20 protein-coding genes are annotated in these 22,029 nt (G+C 68.8%); 8 read left to right on the forward strand and 12 right to left on the reverse strand.

Annotated elements, in window-relative coordinates; all coding sequences use genetic code 11:
* Window position 1 precedes the first annotated feature (1 nt).
* Entirely contained in the window at window positions 2–565 is a 564-nt protein-coding gene (locus AU194_RS12825) for a TetR/AcrR family transcriptional regulator (RefSeq protein WP_059089635.1), read from the reverse strand.
* A 93-nt stretch (window positions 566–658) separates the two neighbouring features.
* Between AU194_RS12825 and AU194_RS12830 the strand changes: the two genes are divergently transcribed.
* Genes AU194_RS12830 through AU194_RS12840 form a run of 3 tightly spaced genes read left to right on the forward strand, consistent with a single transcriptional unit; the run spans window position 659 to window position 2,909 of the window.
* A complete protein-coding gene (locus AU194_RS12830) occupies window positions 659–1,063 on the forward strand; it encodes a hypothetical protein (RefSeq protein WP_059089636.1) in 405 nt (134 codons plus the stop codon).
* Window positions 1,060–2,490, forward strand: coding sequence for an FAD-dependent oxidoreductase (locus AU194_RS12835; RefSeq protein ID WP_059089637.1), 1,431 nt, complete (start codon window positions 1,060–1,062; stop codon window positions 2,488–2,490). Before AU194_RS12830 ends, AU194_RS12835 begins: the two co-directional genes overlap by 4 nt.
* Window positions 2,487–2,909, forward strand: coding sequence for an ester cyclase (locus AU194_RS12840; protein WP_059089638.1), 423 nt, complete (start codon window positions 2,487–2,489; stop codon window positions 2,907–2,909). Before AU194_RS12835 ends, AU194_RS12840 begins: the two co-directional genes overlap by 4 nt.
* Here the strand turns inward: AU194_RS12840 and AU194_RS12845 are convergent.
* The 4 genes from AU194_RS12845 to AU194_RS12860 all read right to left on the reverse strand — a co-directional run bounded on the left by AU194_RS12845 (window position 2,906) and on the right by AU194_RS12860 (window position 7,069).
* Complete coding sequence (locus AU194_RS12845) at window positions 2,906–3,736, reverse strand: LLM class F420-dependent oxidoreductase (protein ID WP_059089639.1); 831 nt, start codon at window positions 3,734–3,736, stop codon at window positions 2,906–2,908. The genes AU194_RS12840 and AU194_RS12845 overlap by 4 nt on opposite strands.
* Before the next feature lie 59 nt (window positions 3,737–3,795).
* Complete coding sequence (locus tag AU194_RS12850; RefSeq protein WP_231743338.1) at window positions 3,796–4,509, reverse strand: GAF and ANTAR domain-containing protein; 714 nt, start codon at window positions 4,507–4,509, stop codon at window positions 3,796–3,798.
* A gap of 61 nt (window positions 4,510–4,570) precedes the next feature.
* Window positions 4,571–5,827, reverse strand: a complete 1,257-nt coding sequence (locus AU194_RS12855; protein WP_059089683.1) for an MFS transporter — start codon at window positions 5,825–5,827, stop codon at window positions 4,571–4,573.
* A 96-nt stretch (window positions 5,828–5,923) separates the two neighbouring features.
* Complete coding sequence (locus tag AU194_RS12860; protein WP_197417611.1) at window positions 5,924–7,069, reverse strand: hypothetical protein; 1,146 nt, start codon at window positions 7,067–7,069, stop codon at window positions 5,924–5,926.
* A 263-nt stretch (window positions 7,070–7,332) separates the two neighbouring features.
* Here AU194_RS12860 and AU194_RS12865 point away from each other — a divergent pair, with 263 nt between their 5' ends.
* Complete coding sequence (locus AU194_RS12865; protein WP_059089684.1) at window positions 7,333–8,520, forward strand: TetR/AcrR family transcriptional regulator; 1,188 nt, start codon at window positions 7,333–7,335, stop codon at window positions 8,518–8,520.
* 172 nt (window positions 8,521–8,692) lie between these two features.
* Entirely contained in the window at window positions 8,693–9,913 is a 1,221-nt protein-coding gene (locus tag AU194_RS12870) for a TetR/AcrR family transcriptional regulator (RefSeq protein WP_059089640.1), read from the forward strand.
* A gap of 20 nt (window positions 9,914–9,933) precedes the next feature.
* Here the strand turns inward: AU194_RS12870 and AU194_RS12875 are convergent, their stop codons facing one another.
* The 3 genes from AU194_RS12875 to AU194_RS12885 all read right to left on the reverse strand — a co-directional run bounded on the left by AU194_RS12875 (window position 9,934) and on the right by AU194_RS12885 (window position 14,210).
* Entirely contained in the window at window positions 9,934–11,574 is a 1,641-nt protein-coding gene (locus AU194_RS12875; RefSeq protein ID WP_059089641.1) for a peptide chain release factor 3, read from the reverse strand.
* A 46-nt stretch (window positions 11,575–11,620) separates the two neighbouring features.
* A complete protein-coding gene (locus AU194_RS12880) occupies window positions 11,621–12,649 on the reverse strand; it encodes a PucR family transcriptional regulator ligand-binding domain-containing protein (RefSeq protein ID WP_059089642.1) in 1,029 nt (342 codons plus the stop codon).
* Between the two features lie 118 nt (window positions 12,650–12,767).
* Window positions 12,768–14,210 (reverse strand): APC family permease, encoded by a 1,443-nt coding sequence (locus tag AU194_RS12885; protein WP_059089643.1) that lies wholly within the window; start codon window positions 14,208–14,210, stop codon window positions 12,768–12,770.
* 228 nt (window positions 14,211–14,438) lie between these two features.
* Between AU194_RS12885 and AU194_RS12890 the strand changes: the two genes are divergently transcribed.
* Genes AU194_RS12890 through AU194_RS12900 form a run of 3 tightly spaced genes read left to right on the forward strand, consistent with a single transcriptional unit; the run spans window position 14,439 to window position 18,615 of the window.
* Window positions 14,439–16,709 carry a propanediol/glycerol family dehydratase large subunit gene (locus tag AU194_RS12890; RefSeq protein WP_059089644.1) on the forward strand — a complete coding sequence of 757 codons (2,271 nt, stop codon included), beginning with the start codon at window positions 14,439–14,441 and terminating at the stop codon, window positions 16,707–16,709.
* Window positions 16,706–17,065 carry a diol dehydratase small subunit gene (locus AU194_RS12895; RefSeq protein WP_059089645.1) on the forward strand — a complete coding sequence of 120 codons (360 nt, stop codon included), beginning with the start codon at window positions 16,706–16,708 and terminating at the stop codon, window positions 17,063–17,065. The genes AU194_RS12890 and AU194_RS12895 overlap by 4 nt, the downstream gene beginning before the upstream one ends.
* Window positions 17,062–18,615: a diol dehydratase reactivase ATPase-like domain-containing protein gene (locus tag AU194_RS12900; protein ID WP_059089646.1), complete on the forward strand. Its 1,554-nt coding sequence runs from the start codon at window positions 17,062–17,064 to the stop codon at window positions 18,613–18,615. The genes AU194_RS12895 and AU194_RS12900 overlap by 4 nt, the downstream gene beginning before the upstream one ends.
* A gap of 3 nt (window positions 18,616–18,618) precedes the next feature.
* Here the strand turns inward: AU194_RS12900 and AU194_RS12905 are convergent, their stop codons facing one another.
* From AU194_RS12905 to AU194_RS12920, 4 genes are read right to left on the reverse strand one after another with little or no spacing between them, the layout of a single operon-like run.
* Window positions 18,619–19,068: a hypothetical protein gene (locus AU194_RS12905; RefSeq protein ID WP_059089647.1), complete on the reverse strand. Its 450-nt coding sequence runs from the start codon at window positions 19,066–19,068 to the stop codon at window positions 18,619–18,621.
* An 11-nt stretch (window positions 19,069–19,079) separates the two neighbouring features.
* A complete protein-coding gene (locus tag AU194_RS12910; RefSeq protein WP_059089648.1) occupies window positions 19,080–20,294 on the reverse strand; it encodes an NAD(P)-binding protein in 1,215 nt (404 codons plus the stop codon).
* On the reverse strand, window positions 20,287–21,267 hold the full coding sequence (locus AU194_RS12915; protein ID WP_059089649.1) for an amidohydrolase family protein: 981 nt from the start codon (window positions 21,265–21,267) through the stop codon (window positions 20,287–20,289). Before AU194_RS12915 ends, AU194_RS12910 begins: the two co-directional genes overlap by 8 nt.
* Window positions 21,264–22,016 (reverse strand): ABC transporter ATP-binding protein, encoded by a 753-nt coding sequence (locus AU194_RS12920; protein WP_059089650.1) that lies wholly within the window; start codon window positions 22,014–22,016, stop codon window positions 21,264–21,266. The genes AU194_RS12915 and AU194_RS12920 overlap by 4 nt, the downstream gene beginning before the upstream one ends.
* Between the last annotated feature and the right edge of the window lie 13 nt (window positions 22,017–22,029).

The following is a 22,029-nucleotide window of genomic DNA, read 5'->3' on the forward strand; positions in this document are numbered from 1 at the left end:
CTCACCCGGGCGGGGCGGCATCCGAGAGGTAGTGCGCCAACACCGGCCGCAGCCAGGCGATGAGGTCCTCGTCGGCCATCTCGGCCAGCGCCGGGATGCCGAGGATGTTGCGTGCCACCGCGATCCCCAGCAGGTGGGAGCCGATCAGCGCGGCGCGTTCGGCGCTGCGGTCGGGCGTGACCGCCGACAGCGCCGGGGTGACCTTGTCGGTGAACACCGCGAGCAGGGCGTCGGCGGCGGCCCGGTTGGTGGTGGCCGCGCGCAGCAGCGGCAGGAACGGCCCGTGCGGACCCCACACCGAGACGAACAGCGGGATCAGCACGTCGGCAACCCGGTCGGGCGGGACCGCGGAGAGGTCCGGGAACGTGATGTCCAGTTGCGCCGCCTCGGCGAACAACTGGGCCTTGTTGCCGAAATAGTGCATGACCAGAGCCGGGTCCACGCCGGCGGCGCCCGCGATCGACCGGATGGTGGTGCGATCGAAGCCGCGCTCACCGAACTGGCTCCGCGCGGCGGTGAGGATCGTCGCGCGGGTGGCCTCCGCGTCGCGGGGTCGGGCAGTCATCTCCGCAGCCTATTCAACAACCGTTGACAACACCAGCGCGCAGGCCTAGCGTTCAGTTCAACAACTGTTGAACTCCTCGAATCGAGACCGGCCATGACCATCGCCGCCATCCAGATCGGACTGGACCCCGACGTCATCGACTACACGTCGCCGGAGTTCGCCCGCTTCCCCGACCTGACGCGAGAGTCGCTGCGCGCGGCCAACGACGACAACGTCGCACAGCTGCGCGCCGCCGGCTATCACGTCGACAACTGCCTCGTCGACTTCGGTGATACCGGCGCCGCCAAGGCCCGAGAGTGGTTGCGCGCCAGACGGTATGACGCGGTGCTGATCGGTGCCGGAGTGCGCTTGGTGCCGGACAACACCCTGCTGTTCGAGGCGATCGTCAATGCCGCACATACCAGCCAGCCGGACTGCCGGTTCGTGTTCAACCGGGAGGCCAAGGCGACTCCCGACGACATCCGACGCTGGTATCCCGATCCGGAGGAGGAGCGGTGAGCACAGCAGTCGACGTCGCCGTGGTGGGCGCCGGACCGACCGGTCTGACCGCCGCGGGAGACCTGGCCCGCGCGGGCCGCACTGTCGTGGTGCTCGAGAAGTGGCCGCACCCCAATCCGTCGAGCCGGGCGTTCGCCACGATGGCGCGCACCCTGGAGGTCCTCGACGCCCGCGGGTTGGCCGACGACCTGCTCACCCGTGGCCACCGGGCTCCGGGGGTCTCGCTGTTCGCCGGCGCGCGGCTCGATCTCACCCACCTCGACTCGCGGTATCCGTTCGTGCTGGTGACCCCGCAGACCAACGTCGACGCACTGCTCGCCCGCTACGCGCAGAGCGCGGGCGCCGAGATCCGCCGCGGCGCCGAAGTGGTGGGCCTGGACCAGGACGCCGACGGCGTGACCGTCACTGCGCGCACCAGCACTGGCGCACAGGAGGTTTGGCGGGCGCAGTACGTCATCGGCGCGGACGGCGCCCACAGCACCGTCCGGGCACTGCTCGAAGTGGCCTTCCCGGGCAAGACGGTGCTTTCCTCACTGGTCCTCGCTGACGTCAAACTCGCCAACGGGCCGGTCGGCGGCGGATTGAGTGTGGGAAGCACCCGCGACGTGCTGGGCTTCCTCGCGCCGTACGACCGGCACGACGCCGACGGCTCGTGGTTCCGCGCCATGGTGTGGGATCGGCATCGGCAATTGCCCGACGATGTGCCCGCCGACCGCGCGGAGATCACCGGCGTTCTCGCCCGGGCATTCCGGACCGATCTGGAGTTGGTGGACATCAGCTGGACGTCGCGATTCCACTGCGACGAACGACAAGTCGAGCGGTATCGGCACGGCCGGGTGTTCCTGGCCGGCGACGCCGCACATGTGCACTCCCCCATGGGCGGTCAGGGTATGAACACCGGCATCCAGGACGCGGCCAACCTCGCGTGGAAGATCGAGGCGGTGCTCGCCGGCGCCGACGAGAGCCTGCTCGACACCTACCATGACGAACGCCATCCGATCGGCAGGCGCGTCCTACGGCAGTCGGGGTTGATGGCGCGCGGGGTCACGCTGCGGCCCCGACCCGCACGACTGCTGCGGAACCTGTTGGCGCCGACGATTCTTCGCCTACCTCCTGTCCGGGACACGGTCGCGGGCAGCTTCGCCGGGACCGGTCTGCGGTACCCAGGCGCCGGACCGGTCGGCACCCGCGCAACCCAGATCCCGTTGGCGGAGGGCCGCCTGACCGAACTGCTGCGGACGCCGGGTCACGTGTTCATCCGCGAACGCGGCGCCCCGGTCGTCGACGGCTTCGCCGGACCGCAGGCACAACGTCTCGACGACGGTCCCGCCGTTCTGGTCCGGCCCGACGGCTACATCGCCTGGGTGGGCGATTCGGCAGCGCTACCGGGCATTTCCGCGAGCACGCAGGCGTTCACCGGAACATGAAAAGTAGTGATTCCGTCAGCATCGTGCACGCCTTCTGGGATGAGGTGTGGAACGCGCACGATCCCGACGCGGTAGACCGGTTCGTGGCAGAGGATTTCGTCATCGTCAGCGGCGGGGAGACCATCACGGGTCGGGAGGCCTTCAAGGCCTGGGTCGCCGGCTTCCTCGCGGCTGTCGGCGACCTTCGTCTGGAGGTCAGCGAGACCTTCCAGAATGCAGACGGCAGCCGGGTGGCGTCGCGCTGGGTCTTGACCGGTAAGAACAACGGGGTCCTCGGCACGACGCCGGACCAACGGGAGATCGCGATGACCGGAACCGCCGTCTGGGCCGTGCGAGACGACGGGGCACTGACCACGAACTGGGTGGAGCGATCGTCCTGGGAACTGTTCCGGCGACTGGCTCAACCGGCGAGCGCCTAGCCCCGGTATTGCTTCACCATCGCGGCGAATTCGTCCAGCTTGCGCAGGGATTCGTCGCGAGGCTTGGTCGGCAGCAGCAGCGCCAACTGCCCGAAGCCGAGGTCCTCTGCGGTGCGCCAGTAATCCGGTTTCGGCGGGGCGCCGAACATCGCCAGCGCGACGTCGTGGCCGGCGCCGTCACGCATCTGCTGAACGCGTGCGGTGAGTTGTTCGGTGGGTAGCGGATTGGAGATCCAACCGGCCTGGTGACGGATCACGCGTTTGACCGTGGCGTCGGAGTTGCCGCCGATGTAGATCGGCGGATGCGGCTTCTGCACCGGCTTGGGACGGCAGTACGACGAGTCGAAATCGACGTATCTGCCGTGGTATTCCGCGGGTTCGTCGGTCCACAGCGCCTTGATCGCCTCGATGCGTTCGTCGAGCAGGGCCCCACGGGTCTTGGGGTCGGTGCCGTGGTGCCGCAACTCCTCGATGTTCCAGCCCGCGCCGACCCCGAACACGAACCGGCCGCCGGAGATCAGGTCGATGCTCGCCGCTTCCTTGGCGGTGACGATCGGGTCGCGCTGGATGAGCAGCGCGATGCCCGTGAACAACTGGATCTTCTCCGTCACCGCCGCGGCGGCGGCGAGGGTGACGAACGGGTCGAGTGTCCGGTAGTAGACCGACGGCAGATCACCGCCCTCCGGGTAGGGCGATTCGCGACTGGCGGGGATGTGAGTGTGCTCGGCGATCACCAGCGAGGCGAACCCCCGCTCCTCGATCGCGCGGGCGAGCGTCACCGGATCGATGGTGTCGTCGTTGACGAAGGTCGAGATCCCGAAGTCCATCCCGTCATCTCCTCCAGGTGTTGGTCGCCGTCACCACCGTATGCCCGTTCCGGGCGCGATCATGTCGGCGGGTGATCCCGGTGCACCAGGCGGCGCGCGACGTCGGCCAACGGCGTGTTGCTGTCCTGCGAGAGCTGCCTCAAGAGCGCGAAGGCCTGGATCGCGTCGACGTTGAAGCGCTCCATGATCATTCCCTTGGCCTGACCGATGATGTCCCGGGTCGCCAGCGCGCTGTGCAGTTGATCCGTGCGCCGGGCGCCGGCCAATCCGATCGCCGCATGGGTGGCCAGCACGAGCGCCTGCTCCTCGACGTCATGCGCGATCCCGCCCGGTCGCTCCGAGTAGAGGTTGAGCGCGCCGAGTTCGTGCTCGTTGGTGAACAGCTGTATCGACAGCGATGAGCGGACCGGTGTCTCCGCGAGCAGAGCAGACACGAACTTCGGCCACCGGTTCTCGCGGTGGAAGTCGTCGACCCGGACGGTGTGGCGGTCCCAGATCGATTCCAGACACGGCCCCTCGCCGAACCTGTCCTGCAGCGCGTCCACCGTCCGCGGCACCTCACCGGTCGGTGCAATAGAGCGCGTTCTTCGGCTGCGGCCCTCGACGAGCGTGACACCCGCGTGGTCGACACCCGACAGCATCTCCGTGGCGCCTCGGGTCACCTCCAGCAGCAGCGCATCGACCTCGAACGTGCCGACCTGATGGCTGTGCAGGGAGCGTGCCAGCTCGGCGATGGCGGCGTCCAGTCGCTGCCGGAGCTCTGTATCGTCCACGATCCCGCCTTTCGACAGCACTGCGGCCAGCGTAAGCCAGCACCTGCTGCCGTGTGCGGCGTCAGGGTCGAACCGTCTCCGGCAACAACGCGACGCAGACCAGGCTGACCAGTGCCAGACCGCCCATCATCGCGGCCACCGCCCAACTCCCGAACGATGCCGTCAGCAGCGGCGACACCACCGGCGGTACCGCGCCGCCGAGGATGCCGCCGGCGTTGAGCACCATTGCCGCCCCGGTGTAGCGGTACCGTGCCGCGAACAACTCCGGGATGAACGCGGCCAGTGGACCCATGCAGAACCCGATGACCGCGTAGGTGGTCACCAGCGCAACGGCGAACACGAACTCGCTGTGCACCTCGATCACCGGGAAGATCAGCACCGACCAGGGCAGCGCCACCGCGAAACCCAGCCCGAGCATCCGTCGCCGCCCGTGGGTGTCACTGAGGATCGCCGAGCACGCCGCGCACCCGACCGCGCACAGCCCGCCGATGACGCCCACGAGCAGCACCAGGCTCATCGGATACCCCATGTGGGCAGCGGCGTAGTGGGTGAAGAACGTTCCCGCCTGGTACACCAGCATCGGCACGCACGTCGCCGCACCCGCGGCCAGCAAGACCCGGCCGCCCTGTTCGCGGAAGAGCGCGACCAGCGGTATGCCGCCGTGCGATTGCGTTGCGGCATCGGCGCTTTCGGTGAGTGCGGGGGTTTCGGGAACCCGCATCCGGATGTAGAAGGCGGTGGCGATGAGCACCGCACTGAGCAGGAACGGGATGCGCCAACCCCATTGCAGGAACTGCGAACTCGTCTCGCCGAAGGCAAAGTGCACCCCGAGGAAGACGAGGTTGGCCAGCATCAGCGCCGTACCGAGGCCGAGTTGCGTGAACATGCCGTAGTAGCCGCGCCGGTCGGCTGGCGCGTGCTCGGCGCTGAGCAGTGCCGAGCCCGCCCACTCGCCGCCGACGGCGAAACCCTGGACCAGACGCAGGGTGATCAGCAGAAGCGGTGCGGCGACGCCGATGGTCTCGGTGCTGGGGATCAGCCCGACGCCCACCGTCGCGATGCCCATCATCAGCAGGGTGATCACCAGGACGTGTTTGCGCCCGATCCGGTCACCGAAGTGGCCGAAGACCGCCGCACCCACAGGCCGGGACACGAACGCCGCCGCGAACGTGCCCAGCGAGGCGGTGGTCGCCATGACGTGGCTGAGTTCCGGGAAGAACACGGTGGGGAAAACCAGCGCGGCTGCCGTGCCGTAGATGAAGAAGTCGTAGAACTCGATCGCCGAACCGATGTACGCCGCGCGCGAGACGTGCCGCAGTGATGCCTTGCTCTGGTGCGCAACCGTCTCGCTCGCGCGACGATCGGTGTCCACCCCCCATGTGTCCATGGCGGACATAGTGACATGTTTGCAATTTCAACGTGGCCGGTTGAGCACGGAGTCGCGGTACTGCTCGGCGGAACCGTCGATGGCGGCGAGGGCTTCGGCGGTGAGCTCGTCGCGAATGCCGGATTCGGCGTGCGCGAACGGTACGAAGGCGCGCAGCATGTCGGGCACGTCGAGGCGCGCCTGTGCCGGCACGGTGTCGTCGACGCTCAGCGGCGCGTTGAGCAGTCTTGTCAGCCGCGCCTCACTCCATCGCGTCGGATCACCGGTGCCGGCCTGCGCGCACCGCACCAGGAGGTCGCGGTGCTGCGGGTCGTCGAACGGCATTCCGGCCGGTGACCGGAGGAAGCGGTCGCAAAACTCCGCGGTCCGGGCCACAGTCCATTGCCGCACAAGGAAATCCGTGCCACCGGCCGGCATCAACCGGGTCATCCATCGCACCAGCGCCCGCGAGGCGGGCCACGTCTCCGAGCCGGTGGCCGTGATCACCGGTTGGTCGAGCGACTGCTGTAGTGCGGCACGGGCGTCGGCGAGGTCGACGTCGGCGAAGGTCGTGTCCGGATCGGTGTTGTTCGCGCGGGCGACGTCGAGCACGGTCTCGATCGAGTCCGGCACGAAGAACGCGTCACCGATCGCCGACCCGTTCAGGTGGTCGATCGACGCCGCGCATGTCATCTCGTGCCCGTCGGCGAACCGGACACCGAGGATCAGTTCATCGCCGTCGCCCACCACGTGCGTCATCCGCACGGCCCGATACACCTGTACGTCACTCAGTGCGGTCAGCCAGCGCGGCAAGGTGTCGTCGCGTGCAGCGACGGTCCGGCGGCAGGCGGCGCGCACCTCGTCGTCGTCGATGAGCAGTTCCCCCAGTGCGGCCAGCAGCGCCGTCGACTCCTCGGTCCGGACCTCGCCGAAGGCAGCGACGAGGTCACCGATACTCGGCGACTGTTCCTCGGGCCTCTGCAGGGGTTGCGGGGTGGTCCCCAGGATCAGCACGCCGGCGAAGCCGAGCAACGGCAGCGGATGACCCGCGTCGAGCGCCTCGCGAACCTCCCCGAGCAGTGGGGTTTCCTCGTCGCCCTCCGTCACGGCGGATGCCTGTTCGCGGGCGCGCCTGCGGTCGGCGTCGCGCCGCGCCTGCTTGGCATCTCTGCGTCTGCGTCCGTCGCCGCTCATGGCCGCACCGTACTCGGTCCGGGCGCACCTCGAAGCGTCGGCCGAGCGGCCGCGCCCTATCGTAGAACCGATATTAACAACAGGCCGCATAGGGCGGTGGAGCACTCGAGTTCCTGGCTCGCCGTTCACAATCGGCACCGAAGATGCACTCGTAACCGAGATGGAGTATCCGTCCGAGACTCCCAACCCTCCGTGCCCACTGAACTACAATCATGGTTCACGAAGCCGGAGACCGCTTCGCGGCCCCAGGGGAGGACGCCGACGTGGCACAGCCCGTTCGCCAGCACGCGCGGAGCTCTGTGCGCAAGGTGCAACTGTCCCAGGCCGCCGCCCGCCTGTTCACCGAACGGGGCTACCACAACGTCAGCATGGACGACGTCGCCTCAGCGGTCGGGCTGACCGGACCCGCCCTCTACCGGCACTTCCGCAAGAAGCGCGACATCCTCGCGCAGGCCGTCTCGGAGCAGTTAGCCGCGGTGGCGGACGTCGCCGTGCGCGCGGTCGAGGCGGATCTGGAACCGCGCGAGCGCTCGGCGATGTTCCTCTCCGAGCTCGCCGACCTGGTGCTGGACCGTGAAGAGGCACTGCTGTGGAAGCGGGAGCGTCGTCAGCTCTCCCCTGCCGAGCAGGAGGAGTTCCGCGCCAAGCTCAACGAGGTGCTCCGGCTGACCATCCAGGCGCTGGGCCTCGGAGACGGCGGCGAGACGCCGACCGGTGACGCCGAGTTGCGGGCGTGGAGTGTGCTGGCCGTGTACTCGAGCCAGTCCCCCGCGCCCAAACGGGTGGAGCACGCGTCGGCCCGACGCATCCTGCAGACGATGGGCCAGAACGTGCTGGCGTGCGAACTCGACGGCGCCGCAACGTCGTCGAGGCCCCCGCTGGCTCCACCGCGGCGTCCCCCCGGCCGTCGTGAGCGCATCCTGAGCACCGCGACCCGGCTGTTCCACGCCCGGAGCTACCACGCGGTGGGTATCGAGGAGATCGCAGCGGAGTCCGACACCGCGATCGCGACGTTCTACCAACACTTCACCGGTAAGGCCGAACTGCTGCAGGCGGTGCTCCACCGCGGCGCCGAGGGTGTGCACTACGTGACCAATCACCGTCTGGCCGCGGCCAAGACACCGCAGGAGGTGATCGACACCATCGCCTGCACCCTCATCGAACTTGCCCTCGGTCCGCACCAGCCGATTCTGGCGATCCTCGCCGCCGATCTGATCTACCTTCCGGAGAAGGCGCAGGAAGCGATCCGGACGAGTCAGCGCGAGTACATCGACGAATGGGTCGCCGCGATCAACGGTGTGCGTCCTGACATCTCGACCCACCATGCTCGGTTGCTCGCGCGGGCGTCCATCGGCCTGGTCACTGACATCGCCCAGACGGAGAGCATGCGCAACCGCCCGGGCATCGCCGGCGAACTACACCGGTTGGTGTCGGCGGTTCTCGCCGGCTGAGCCCGGCGGCGAGCAGGCGTGCACTCTGCGGCGCGGACACGAGCGCCGGCCAGCTCTGGGATGCGAATAGCGCTGTCCCACACCATATCCTGCGCTTTTCGGGATCCTGAGGCACCGGATGGGCGATCCGAGAGCGCGCAGATGCGAAACTTGTTTCATGCCCCGGGGTGAGATGCCACGATCGACCGCGGTGCGCGCGGAGGCGGTGAAAGCGACGCTTCGGTCGTCGGCACGTGGGCGCCACCGCACCGAGCAGGTCGCCCGCGCCGCGGCGCACCTGTTCCAGGACTACGGCTACCAGAATGTCAGCATCGACCGCATCGGTGCGGCGGTCGGTCTCACCGGACCTGCGGTGTACCGGCACTTCAAGGGCAAGCACGACATCCTGGTGCATGCGTTGATGAGTCAGGTCCACCTCGTCGAAGAACTCCACACCGTCAGCGACGCCCAGGGCACCACCGCCCTCGAGCAGTTTCAGCTCCTTCTCGCCGGATTCGGCGACATCACCGCCAACGGCAACGAGGCCACGCTGTGGCGGCGGGAGCGGCGCCATCTCGAAGCGGCCGAACGCGCGGTGTTCAGTCAGCACTTCGACGAGAACCAAGAGCGCATCACCGCCAAGATCCTCGCGGTCAAGCCGGAGATGAACGAGCAGAAGGCCGAATTGCTCGGATTCGCCGTGCTGGCCATGTACTCGAACACCCCGAACTTCCGGGGCACCCTTTCCTCCGACCGCCTACAGGAGATCCAGTCCATGTCGGCCTGGGCGATCATCGACTGCGAACTGCCCGACCCGACCGCCGACACCGCACCGGCACCTGACCTCGGGCAGCGGCAACCCGCGGGCCGGCGCGAGCGGATCATCGACGCCGCCGCACGCCTGTTCACCGAGCGAGGCTTCTACGACGTGCACATCGACGACGTCGCCAAAGCGGCGGAAATGTCGACCGCGACGCTGTACCAATACGTGGGCAGCAAGTCGGAGGTGCTGCGCGCGGTCCTCGAACGCGGCGCCGAGGGTCTGCTCTACGTCACCTCCGACGCGTTGGCTTACGCGTTCACCCCGGAACAGGCGCTCGACGCGCTGATCACCACCTACGTCCGCCAGGCGCTCGGGGTGTACGGGCGGATCATGTACATCCTCGCCACGGACCTGCTGTACCTGCCCGAGGAGGAGCAGTCCGCACTGCGAAACGCTCAGCGCGAGTACGTCGCCGAGTGGGTCGAGGTCACCGAGGCGTTGTCCGACAGCGTCACCGCCGCCGATGCGCGCGCACTCACGCAGGCGGCGATCGGCGTCGTCACCGACATCTCGCAGAACCCGCGGCTGCGGCAGCGGCCCGGCATCGCCGACGAACTCGCCGCGTTGATGCGCGCGATCGTGGTGCCGTGAACGGCCCTGCTTCGTGACTGTCAGTCGCCCGCGGCGACCAGTGAACGCAGACGTACGTCGGGCAGTTCGCGCTCGACGTTCTCGAGGCGCCACTTGGTGGTGAACACCGCGATGACGGCGCCGTCGGTGCGGGTGAACACCTCGACCGAGGCCTGCTTGCCCAGCAGTTCGGCGTCGTCCGAATCGACCACGACGCGGGCGACGGTGTAGGGCAGGTTCTCGAGCGAGATCGGCGCGTTGAACTCGCCGGCCATCCGGTGGCTGGCGACCTCGAACTGCATGGGCCCGACGGCGGCGAACACCGGTGCCTGGTCCCCGCGCCGGTCCGAGCGCAGCACCTGGATCACGCCCTCCTGGTCCAGCTGCTCGATCCCCTTGCGGAACTGCTTGTGCTTACTCGGATCCTTACCGCGCGCGACCGCGAAGTGTTCGGGCGAGAAGGTCGGTATCGGCGGGTACTGCACCGGGACGTCCCGGTAGAGGGTGTCCCCCGGCCGGAGCGCGGCGGCGTTGGCGAGCCCGATGACGTCACCCGGCCACGCGGTGTCCAGCGTCGACCGCTGCTGACCGAAGACCGACTGCGCGTACTTGGTGACGAACGGTTTGCCGGTGGCGGCGTGGGTGAGGACCTCGCCGCGTTCGAAGGTGCCCGAACACACCCGGGCGTAGGCGATCCGGTCGCGGTGCGCGGAATCCATCCCCGCCTGCACCTTGAACACGAATGCGCTGAACGGCGCGGTGGTTTCGCGCCGGTTGCCGTCGACGTCGACCTGGCCGCGAGGTGCGGGCGCGAGTTGCGCCAGCACGTCGAGAAGCTGGTTGACACCGAAGTTGAGGATCGCCGAGGTGAACAGGACCGGCGTGGACGTGCATTTGAGGAACGACTCGTCGTCGAAGTCGGCGCCGTCGGCGCTGAGCAGTTCCGACTCCTCCACCGCGGTGTCCCAGTCGTCGCCCGCGGCGTCGTGGGCGAGCGCGGCGTCGATGTGTTCCTCGGGAGCGGCGGTGGCCCCACCCGCGGTGCGCGTGTACTTGATGTAGCGGCCGGTCCGGCGGTCCAGCACACCCTTGAAGTCACCGGCGATACCGACCGGCCAGGTCAAGGGGGTGGTCTGCAGCTGGATGCGATCGTGGATCTCGTCCATCAACTCCAGCGCGTGGCGGCCCGGCCGGTCCCACTTGTTGATCACCGTGATGATCGGGATGCCGCGATGGCGGCACACCTGGAAGAGTTTGAGGGTCTGGGGTTCGAGGCCCTTCGCGGCGTCGATGAGCATCACCGCACAGTCGACGGCGGTGAGCACCCGGTAGGTGTCCTCGGAGAAGTCCGCGTGGCCGGGGGTGTCGAGCAGGTTGATGATGCAGGTCTCGCCGCTGCTCGTGTGGTACGGGAACTGCAGCGCGGTCGACGTGATCGAGATACCGCGGGCCTTCTCCATCTCCATCCAGTCCGAGACCGTGGCCCGGCGACCGGCCTTGCCGTGGATGGCGCCCGCCTCGGTGATGGCCTTCGCGTGCAGCACCAGCGCCTCGGTGAGCGTGGACTTGCCGGCGTCGGGATGGCTGATCACGGCGAACGTCCTGCGACGCTGTGCTTCTGAGGAGATTCGGTTTGTCCGCGACTCGGTGGCCGTCGACACACCTGAGGCGGTATCGGTCATTGCGCTGCCGATTCTATTGGCCGCGGCGCTGAAACGATAAATCGCGTTAGGCGCCCGCCGACTCGAGTTGCAGCACGCGGACGCTGACCTCCAATTGGAAGCGGTCCGCGGGGTTCTTCAGCGACAACCCGGTCAGGTCCTCGATGAGCTTGATCCGGTACAGCAGCGAATGCCGGTTGAGGTACAGCGCCCTGGCCGCGGCGCTGGTGTTCGTGGCCTCGTTGAGCACGATCACCAGCGTGTGCACCAGCTGTCCGCGCCGGGTCCGGTCGTATTCGATCAGGGGCTGCAGTGTGCGCAGCACGGTCGCCATGCTGCTCGGGTGCTGGCGCAGCACCTCGGCGAACTGCTGTGGGCCGACGGTGCCGTCGGGCAGTGCCGAGGGCGCGACCGGCACCGCGGGTCCCTGCCCCGGTGGGAGGAGCACCCAGCTGGCGAGGTCGTCGGGGATCCCGCTGTGCTGTCGGGCCGCGGCGACCAGTGCATTGACCGTCGCGGCCGGGGGTGGCGGGGAGAAATGACTCATGACGAGGTCCTCGGTGACCGACGACCTCACGGTGACCCCGGCGGACACCCCGAGCTCGTTCAACGCAACCGTGAACATCTCGGCGGTACCGGCCCATCCGGCGCTGTCCCGTTCGCGCCGCCCGATCACCATCTGCACGTGGGCGTCCGGCCCGGATGTGGCGAGCAGCGGCAGCAACGCCCGCTGCACCTCGGAGAATGCCACCTCCCACGGCAGGTGGACCACCGGGAAGTCATGGCTGTCCGCGAGCGGACCCAGTGCGGCGTACAGCTCGTGGACGGCGATCTCGGGGGGCGGACTGACCACGAGCCCGGCCGCAGGCGAGGCGACGACGAAGGTGAGGAAGTCGCGTACGGCGGGCTGACGGATGTCGGCCCCGGTGGTCAGCACGAGGTCACCGGGGCGGATGAAGGATTCGGCGGGTGCGTGCAGGATGTCGGCCCAGAGGACCTCCCGCGTCAGGCCCCGGCGTCCGGCGATGACCGAACCCCGGTCCAGTGGCGGAACGGTCAGCGCCGCCGCCACGTTCAGCGGCGACTCCCGCGACATGATGCACCTTCTCCTGATCTAACAGGCTGACGCTATCAGCGCCCCCGCAGCACGAACGCGGCCGGTGACCACCGGTCGGGCAGTGCCCGAGCCGCGGGTGGTCACCGGCCGACCGATGTCAGGACCGCGACGAGATCGAGCCCAGTTCCTCGTCGGACCGGCGGCTCAGCAGCATGCCGACCCCGAAGAAGACCAGCGGCATCACGCCGAACACCACCGCCAGCGTCGAGGAGCCGCCGACCACCAGGGTGAGGTTCGACACGACCAGCACCAGGGCGCCGGCCAGTGCGAGCGTCGCGAACGAGGCCAGCACCACCTTGCCCGTCGAGTTGCCGCGCCGGACGAAGAACAGCACGACCGAGATCGTCGTCAGCAGCCACAGGATGGCCAGCGCGAGGATGCCCAGGCCGCCCAGCGGGCCGAAGATCTGCAGCACCGGATCCAGCTGGAGTGCGGCGAGGATACCCATCACCACGAACGACGCGACGGTGATGAGCAGCGAGGCGTTGGCCGGGGACCCGTGCTTGGGGTGCACCTCCCCGATCTTGCGGGAGAAGACGCCGCTCTGGCCGAGCACGAACGCGTATCGGGAGCTGATGTTGTGAAAGGCCAGGGCGCAGGCGAAGACGCTGACGAACCACAGGATCGTGTTCAGATCGCGGCCGAGCATCCCGAGGTACTTCTGCGCGGTGTTGACCATGAAGTTGTCGGGGTCGTCCACGGCGGCCTGGATCGCGGCGGGTCCGCCGTTGCCCTCGATCAGGGCCCAGCTGGAGATCGCGTAGAACACGGCGACGATGCCCACCGCCCAGTAGGTGGCACGCGGCACGGTGCGGTCGGGGTCCTTGGCCTCGTCGCGGAACACCGCGGTCGCCTCGACACCGACGAAGCCCCACAGGGCGTACAGCAGCGCGATGCCCACGCCGCCGGCAAGGCCCTGCGGAGTGAACGAATCGCCGGTGATGCCCTGCTCACCGCCGCGCAGCACGATCACGAGGTCCAGCACGACGAGGATCGCCACCTCGGAGATCAGGAAGATGCCCAGCACCTTGGCGCTGAGGTCAATGTCGCGGTATCCGAGCCAGGCGACCACCGCGAGCACCCCGGCGGTGAGCAGCCACCACGGGACCGCGGGGCCGTTGAAGCGTTCGATGAGCCCTGCGAGGATCACACCGTCGTAGGCGGAGACACCGAGCAGTGTGGCCATGTAGGCCGGGAGCGCGAGCACGGCCGCACCGGTTCCGGCGGCACGCCCCAGCGAGGTGCGGATGTAGGCGTAGAAGGCGCCCGCGTCCTTGACGTACTTCGACATCGCCACGAAGCTCGCCGCGAACAGCAGGAAGATCACACCCGCGACCAGGAACGAGACGGGGATGCCGGTGGTGTCGCCGAGTGCCATCGCGATCGGCACGTTGCCGCCGATGGTCGACAGCGGAGCGGCGGCGGCGACCACCATCAGGACGATGGCGGGCACACCGAGGTTTCCGCGTAGGTGGCCCTGACGGCCGTCCGGCGACGACGCACGATCGCGTGTGTCGTCCGCGTTGACCACGTCGGACATGGGTAATCCTCCTCTGCCTGCGGAGCGAGATGTGGCTCCGTCGAGTTGCGGGCTGAATTGTGCGAGACGACTCCGCGATCTGTCAGCGTCCACGGGCTGTTTCCAACACCTTGTGGCACGGCGGGCGGACGCTCGTCACACAGATTGTTGGAACTCTCGCGGGTGGCGTTGTCCGGCCTGGGGCGTTGCGCCGATGCTGTTGCGGTCACGCAACGAAAGAGGCCATGGATGTCGAACACCCCCGCGGACGAGCAGGACTACCGACTGGGACGCATCCGCCTGCTCGACCGGCAGCGCGTGAACCTCGACGGATTCGCCGAGGCGGACCCCGAACTGGGGATGATCTCGCACCTGTCGCCCTACGACCCGGAGCCGTCGTGGGTGGTCGCCGAGGACGGCACCGTACTGGAGATGGACTCGACCGCGGCCACGGACTTCGACACGATCGACGAGTTCGTCGTCCGCTATGCGATCGACCACGCCGAGGCACCCAAGTCGATGGCGATGGACGAGGTCGAACTGGCCCGGTTGATCGTCGACCCATCGGTACCCCGCGACGACGTGCTGCGCGTGTGCTCGGGACTGACCCCCGCCAAGATGGCCCGTGTGGTGGCCGCCCTGCAACCGGTCGAGATCCAGATGGCGATGATGAAGATGCGCGCCCGCCGCACTCCCGCCAACCAGGCCCACGTCACCAACCGGCTCGACGATCCGCTGCTGATCGCCGCCGACGCGGCCACCGCCGTCGCTTACGGCTTCCGGGAGTTGGAGGCCACCGTCCCGGTGCTCGACGACGCACCCGCCGTCGCGATCGGTCTGCTCATCGGGTCCCAGGTGCCCGCCCCCGGCGCGCTGACGCAGTGCTCCGTCGAGGAGGCGCGTGAACTGGAACTCGGTGTGCGCGGGCTGGTCTCGTACGCCGAGACGGTGTCGGTGTACGGCACCGAACAGGTCTTCACCGACGGTGACGACACCCCGTGGTCGAAGGCGTTCCTCACCTCGGCCTACGCCTCGCGCGGGATCAAGATGCGGCTGTCCAGCGGGGCGGGCTCCGAGGTGCTGATGGGGCAGGCCGAACGCAAGTCGATGAACTACCTCGAGTCCCGATGTGTTGCGCTGGCCAAAGGCATTGGCGCTCAGGGTGTTCAGAACGGCGGCGTCGACGGTGCGGCGATCACCGCGTCGGTGCCCGGTGGCGTCAGGGAGCTGATCGCCGAGAACCTCATGGTGATGCTGCGTGGGCTCGAATCCTGTAGCGGCAACGACTCGTTGATGTCGGAGTCCACGATGCGGCGGACCAGCCGCACACTGCCCACCCTGCTGTCCGGGTCGGACTTCATCTTCTCCGGGTTCGGCTCGGTGGTGTCCTACGACAACATGTTCGGGCCGTCGAACTTCAACGCCGCCGACCTCGACGACTACCTGGTGCTGCAACGCGACTGGGGCGTCGACGGCGGGTTGCGGCCGGTGGACACCACCACGCTGGAGTCCATGCGCAGGCAGGCGGCCGAGGCCACCCGGGCGGTGTTCGAGTACCTCGGGCTGGCCGACTTCGACGACGACCACGTCGAGGCCGTCGTCGCGGCGGAGGGGTCCAAGGACCTCCCGCAGACCGACGGGGTCAAGGTGCTCAGCGCCGCGCGGATGATCGACCAGTCGGGGCTGACCGTCGTCGACGTCGTGTCCGCGCTGGCCGAGACCGGCTTCACCGACATCGCCGACCGGGTGCTGGGCATGGCCAAGGCCCGGGTGACCGGCGACTATCTGCAGACCGCGGCGATCTTCGACGAAGAGATGAATGTGCTGTCGGCACTGCAGGATCCGAACGACTACCGGGGTCCGGGCACGGGGTACCGGCCTTCGGCGGAACGTCAGGCCCAGATCGACGCCGTGCGGCAGGCCCGGTCGGTGGCGGACCTGGTCAAGGAACAGGCCACCTTCGCCCAGCCCGATCGACTGGTCGCCGTCGGTCCCGCCCGCGCAGGGGAGGATCCGCGCGAGGTGGTCGTCGGCGTCTCGGCGGCGATGGGCACCAAGTTGTTCCGCACGCTGTCCGGGATGACGGTCTACGAGGTGCTCGAGCAGATCCTGGCCGGTTTGGAAGAGGAGCAGTGCGTGGCGCGGGTGGTGCGCATCGGTGACAGCGTCGACCTCGGGGTCATCGGCAAGTCCGCGGCGCGGTTGTCCGGATCCGGGATCGGGGTGGGCCTGCAGGCCAAGGGCACCACGCTGATCCACCGTCGTGATCTGCCGCCGCTGGCGAACCTCGAATTGCTCAGCGTCGCACCGCTGATCACCCCGGAGATGTACCGGCTGATCGGTATCAACGCAGGCAGGCACGCGAAGGGCACGACGCCCGCGCCGATGCGCAACGCCTACAGCGACGAAGCCATCACCGCCCGCTACCACACCAAGGTGGTGTCGATGGTCGCCGTCGAACGGGCCGAGTCACAGCGCGGCGAGGGCGCCGCGCACACCGAATTGGAGTTCACGAGATGACCGTCACCGCCCACTCCGGTCGCGATCTCACCGAGGTCACCGTCGAGGCCGCCCGCAGCGGCGACCTCGTCCTCGACGACATCCGGATCAGCCGCGAAACGCTGTTGGCGCAGGCCGATACCGCCGAACGCACCGGATCGGCGCAGCTGGCGGTGAACCTGCGCCGGGCCGCGGAGATGACCGCGCTGAGCGCCGAGGACATGCTCGCCGCGTACGAGGCGTTGCGGCCGGGCCGATCCACGTTCGCCGAACTGGAGGACCTGGCGGCTCGGCTGGCCGCCCAGGACGCGCACACGTGCGCCGAACTGGTGCGGGAGGCCGCGGCGGCCTATCAGCGGCGCGGCTTGCTGCGGTGACCGTCTGGGCCGGCGTCGACATCGGCAACGCCACCACGGAGATCGTGTTGTGCGCGGGCCTCGAGGTCCTGGCCAGTGCCCGCACCCCGACGCGCGGCGGCAAGGGGTCCGTGCGTGCTGTCGACGGCGCGGCGCAACTCGCCCGCCGGATGGCCGACGCGCACGGGGTGACGATCGACCGGGCGGCCTTCGCCCCGACCCCGCCGGTGCATTCGGCGGTCGAACGGGTGCAACTGCAGGCGCAGCGCACGGGCCGGCTCGTGGTCGCCACCCGCTCGGCGGCGACCACCGCGGGCGACGGCGCCGGAGTGGGCGTCCCGGTGCCGGTCGACGAGCTCCTCGCGGGGTCATCCGACCGCCCGGTGGTGGCGTGCGCGACCCCGCAGTGGGGGTACGACGCGGTCGCACGTCTGGTGAATGCCGCACTCGCCGAGGGCCGCAACGTCGTCGCGGTGCTGACGGCCAACGACGAGGCCGTGCTGGTGTCCAACCGATTGGCCACTCCCCTGCCGGTGGTCGACGACGTCGACGTGACACGGCTGCTGCCCGCGGCGCTGGTGGCGGTCGAGGTGCGCCAGTCCTCGACGCCGCTGCAGCGGCTGACCGACCCGTTCTGGCTCACCGACGTGTTCGGTCTCGACGGCGCCGAACGCGGCGATGCCCGCGCCGTCGCCGACCAACTCTTCGACAGCGCGTGTGCGGTGGTCGCGCTCGCCGCCGCGGACGAGCCCGACCCGTCGCCGGAGGCGTCCGCGCTCCAGATCGACGATCTGGCCAGGGTGGTGCACCTGGGTGACATTGCCGCTCAGGCGAATTCCCGGCGCGGTTCGGTGGCGGTGGACAGCCTGGTGATGGCGACGATGGGCGGAGCCGACCGGCCCGCCGCGGACACCGACGCACTGGCGGACGCACTGGGTGTCCCGGTGACCCGAATCGATTCGGAGGCCGCCGCCGCGCGTGCCGGTGCGCTCACCACGCCCGGCGTCACGTCCGACGTCGTGGTCGTCGACGTCGGTGGCGGAACCGTGGACGTGGTGGCCGACGGCAGGCGGGTGGTTCTACCGGGGGCGGGTCAACTGCTCACCACCGCGACGGCTGCCGCGCTGGACATCTCGCGCAGCGCCGCGGAGTACGCGAAGCGCGCGGAGGCGCTCACCGCCGTCACGGTCCAACTCGTCGAGGACGAACACGGCAGGCGCCGGTTCCTCGACAAGGCGATTCCGGGCCGGTGCACGGGATGGCTGCTCACCGCGGCGCCCAGCGGTCTGCTGCCGTTCACCTCGCGTCTGGCCGGATCCGAATGGCGCAGTTGGCGGTTGGCCGCCAAGCGGCTGGTCATCGGCGGCAACGTGATGGAGGGCATCGAGCGGGTGGCTCCCGCGGCGACCGAGGTGCTGCTGGTCGGCGGCGGTGCGGGCGACGACGAACTGGTGCGCGCGGTCAGCGAACAGCTCGGCCGCGAGGTGACCGTCGGACGGGGCAATGTGCGGGGCCAGCTCGGTCACCGGTTCGCCGTGGCGTACGGGCTGGTCGCGCTCGCCGCCGGGTGACCCCTACGCGCGATCCTTCCCGAGGGGCAGTGGTGCGTTCGCCGAGTCGAGGTGCTCCACGGTGGTGAACACCAGGTCGGTGTCGCCGGCGTTCTCGATGTCGTGCAGCAGGTACTCCCCCTCGGCGAAGGTGAAGTGTCGCGTCTCTCCCGCTGCGTAGGAGACCTCTCGGGTGGTGCCGTCGGCGGTGTGTTGACGACTGCGACCGGCATTCACCGCGGTCCAGAAGTAGTCGAGCACGTGGCGGTGGGCGTGGAACCGCTCGCCGGGCGCGAGTCGTATCTCCCACACCCGCACCCGGCCGTTCTCGCTGAGCAGCCGCGAGCCCACGTGCCCGTCGTGGGCGTATTCGTCGAACTCGGCGCGCAGCGCGTCGGTCCAGCCGTCGAAGTCCGTACCGATGAGTGTGCCGGCGAGCGGTGCGTCGGTGAGGAACTCAGGTGTCGTGGTCATGGTGTACTCCTTCAGTGTCCGGGGCCGTACAGGCCGAATCGGTTGTCGGGGTGGCCGGGCACCCACGTGCAGTCGAATTGCGAGCGGGCGCCCATCTCTTTGACACGGCGCACCAGCCGTTGCCCGAGCTCGAGCTGGCCGGGCTCCCACTTCGCCAGCGCCTCGGCGATGTCGCCGCTGTCGGACAGCGCGTCGTAGAGCGCCCACGCGTTCGCGGCGGCCTTCGCGGTGCCCGCCGCCGCGTGCGGTCGGGCCGCGCTGGCGGCATCGCCGACCAGCGCTACCCGCCCCAGTGCCATACGGGTAGCGACCACGTCGTACACGGCCTGCAGGTACGGCTGTTCGGTGCGCCGCACCACCTCGGCTGCGGCGGGAGCGAGCAGTCCGCCTGCCGCGTCTCGCATCTCGTCGACGAATCGGTCCTGCACACCTCCCGGATGCAACGACACGCCCGCGATGAAACCCCGCTTGTCCGTCATCAGTTCATCGAGTTCATGTCCCGCAGGCACGTTGCGGTACCAGACGTAGTTGAGGAGACGCTCGCCGACCGCGAGGCCACCGTCGGGCGACGGGATCGGATAGACGTTGATGTGGGTGTGCGGTGCGACGCTGTAGGTGATCGAGTCGTGGAGCAACTCGAAGGTCTCCGCGGACACGTCACGCTCCGGCACGGTGCCGCGCCAGCCGACGTAACCGGAGTACTCCATCTCGGTGTCGGGGCAGATGCGGCGCCTGCTCGGCGAACCGATGCCGTCGGCGAACACCACGAGGTCGCCGCGTTCCCGCCGGCCGGACGTGAAGCGGACCTCGACCCCGTCGGCATCCTGGTCGAAACCTGCCGCGTACTCACCGAGGTGGTAGTCGTCGGTCCCGAAGTCGGCCAGCAGCGCTTGGTAGAACGTGCCCCACGACGTATAGCTCCACGGCGCGTTCTCGCGGTGTACGACAACGTTGTCCGGCCCGAGGTACTGCACGTAGTTCGTTGAGGTGCTGACCTGTTCCGGGTGCTGGTCGCTGCACTCGACGAACCAGCGCAGGGTGTCGGGTTGCAGGACGATGCCGCCACCGCGACCGTCGAGGTTGGTGGGGGTCCGCTCGAAGACCGATACGTGGAAACCCAGTCTGCGCAACAGCAGCGCCGTGGTGAGCCCGCCGATGGACCCACCGATCACCAGCGCGCGGTGGCCACTCCATTCCTGACGGGTGGCGTTGTGACGCTCAGACACGATTCTCTCCTTCGGTGAGCCCGAGGAAGCGTCGGGCGTTGTATTCGAGGGCGGCGTCATCGATGCCCACGGCGTGCGGCAGATCCAACGGCCGCGTCACGCCCATGTCGAAGGGGTAGTCACTGCCGCACATGAGGTGCGCCGGATCGGCATGTGCGCGTAGCAGTTCCAGTGCCGGGCCGTCGTGGGTCAGCGTGTCGAACCACAACTCGGCGAAGCCGTCGCGCGGTGACCGCGTTCCGGCGCTGCGCACGTCGCCGCGCTGATCCCAGCCGTGCTGCCATCGACCCACGAGCGCCGGCGCACAGCCGCCGCCGTGAAGCAGGCAGATCCGCAACGACGGCAGCTCCTCGAGGACACCACCCAGCACGAGCGACGCTGCAGCCGTGGCGGTTTCGACCGGATTGCCGATCAGGTTGGTCAGATAGTACGAGGACCACTCCGGGCGCGGCAGCTGCATGGGGTGCACGAGTACCGCGACGTCATTCTCGGCGGCGATGGCCAGCAGGTCGCGCATCGGCGCCACATCGAACGACGTGTGGCCGAGCAGAGGCGGCACCGCGATGCCGCGGATTTCGGGAGCGAAATCCACGATCTCCTTGCGCGCCGCGTCCGGATCGTGCAGTGAGACCAGCCCCAGCCCGAGTAACCGGCCGCCACTGTCGCGGCACACCCTGGTCAGTTGCTCGTTGAACGCGCCGACGTAGTCGTCGACGCCGGGCGCATCGGTGACGGGAAAGGCGAACGGCGGCGCGGAGATCACGCGCGATCCGAGCCCGGCCGCCTCGGTATCGGCCAGTACGCGGGCGGCGTCGCTCATCGCGGCGGTCTCGATGGACAGCGGCAGGTCGCCGAGGTGCAGCTGTCCGTCGCGGCCGTTGAGCGGTGGCACCGGCGACCCAGGGGGCAGGCAGAACAGATCCTCCGGGAGCCAGTGGGCGTGGACGTCGATGGGGCCGGGTCGCAGCGTCATGCCGGACTCCCCGCGGTGGCCGCCTCGAGTGTCTCGAAGCGCGCCAGGATCTCTGCCTGCAGAACGGCGACGGCGGGATCGGACGCCCGACGGGGCCGGGGCAGATCGACGTCGATGACCTCGTGCACGCGGCCGCCCGGCGCGAGCACGACGATCCGGTCGGACAGCTGGACCGCCTCGGTCACATCGTGGGTCACGAACATCACGGTGCGGCGGGACTCCAGCCAGATCCGCTCCAGGTGTTCACGCAACGTCCGCGACGTCATCGCGTCGAGGTGGCTGAACGGTTCGTCCATGAGCAGGATGTCGGGTTCCACCGCGAATGCGCGGGCGATACCGATGCGTTGTTGCTGACCGCCGGAGAGCTGGGCGGGGAACCGGTCGGCGCAGTGGCTGAGACCGACCAGGTCGAGGTAGTGGCGGGCGCGGTCCTGCCAGCCGGGGCGTTCGTGTTGGACGAAGCCGAGGTTGGCCATCACGGTGCGCCAGGGCAGCAGCCGGGGATCCTGGAAGACGTATCCGACGCGGGCGTCGTGCCCGCCCGAGGTCAGGTCGACCGTTCCGGAGGTGTGCGTCTCGATCCCGGAGACGATGTTGAGCAGGGTGGTCTTACCGCTGCCCGACGGTCCGACGATCGACACGAACGTCTCGCCGGAGATGGTCAGGTCGATGCCGTCGATGACGCGGGTGCGGTTACCGCTGCGGTCGTGGAAATCCTTGACCAGGTTGCGGATCTCGATGGAAGCCATGGGTCTCTCGCTT

It is taken from the genome of Mycobacterium sp. GA-2829 (genome assembly GCF_001499965.1).
Lineage (GTDB): Bacteria > Actinomycetota > Actinomycetes > Mycobacteriales > Mycobacteriaceae > Mycobacterium.

Bases quoted from the DNA above. Each gene is read 5' to 3' on its own strand.
- AU194_RS12825 (WP_059089635.1), bottom strand. From the start codon at position 565: ATGACTGCCCGACCCCGCGACGCGGAGGCCACCCGCGCGACGATCCTC.
- AU194_RS12830 (WP_059089636.1), top strand. From the start codon at position 659: ATGACCATCGCCGCCATCCAGATCGGACTGGACCCCGACGTCATCGAC.
- AU194_RS12840 (WP_059089638.1), top strand. From the start codon at position 2,487: ATGAAAAGTAGTGATTCCGTCAGCATCGTGCACGCCTTCTGGGATGAG.
- AU194_RS12845 (WP_059089639.1), bottom strand. From the start codon at position 3,736: ATGGACTTCGGGATCTCGACCTTCGTCAACGACGACACCATCGATCCG.
- AU194_RS12860 (WP_197417611.1), bottom strand. From the start codon at position 7,069: ATGAGCGGCGACGGACGCAGACGCAGAGATGCCAAGCAGGCGCGGCGC.
- AU194_RS12870 (WP_059089640.1), top strand. From the start codon at position 8,693: ATGCCACGATCGACCGCGGTGCGCGCGGAGGCGGTGAAAGCGACGCTT.
- AU194_RS12875 (WP_059089641.1), bottom strand. From the start codon at position 11,574: ATGACCGATACCGCCTCAGGTGTGTCGACGGCCACCGAGTCGCGGACA.
- AU194_RS12880 (WP_059089642.1), bottom strand. From the start codon at position 12,649: ATGTCGCGGGAGTCGCCGCTGAACGTGGCGGCGGCGCTGACCGTTCCG.
- AU194_RS12885 (WP_059089643.1), bottom strand. From the start codon at position 14,210: ATGTCCGACGTGGTCAACGCGGACGACACACGCGATCGTGCGTCGTCG.
- AU194_RS12890 (WP_059089644.1), top strand. From the start codon at position 14,439: ATGTCGAACACCCCCGCGGACGAGCAGGACTACCGACTGGGACGCATC.
- AU194_RS12895 (WP_059089645.1), top strand. From the start codon at position 16,706: ATGACCGTCACCGCCCACTCCGGTCGCGATCTCACCGAGGTCACCGTC.
- AU194_RS12905 (WP_059089647.1), bottom strand. From the start codon at position 19,068: ATGACCACGACACCTGAGTTCCTCACCGACGCACCGCTCGCCGGCACA.
- AU194_RS12915 (WP_059089649.1), bottom strand. From the start codon at position 21,267: ATGACGCTGCGACCCGGCCCCATCGACGTCCACGCCCACTGGCTCCCG.
- AU194_RS12920 (WP_059089650.1), bottom strand. From the start codon at position 22,016: ATGGCTTCCATCGAGATCCGCAACCTGGTCAAGGATTTCCACGACCGC.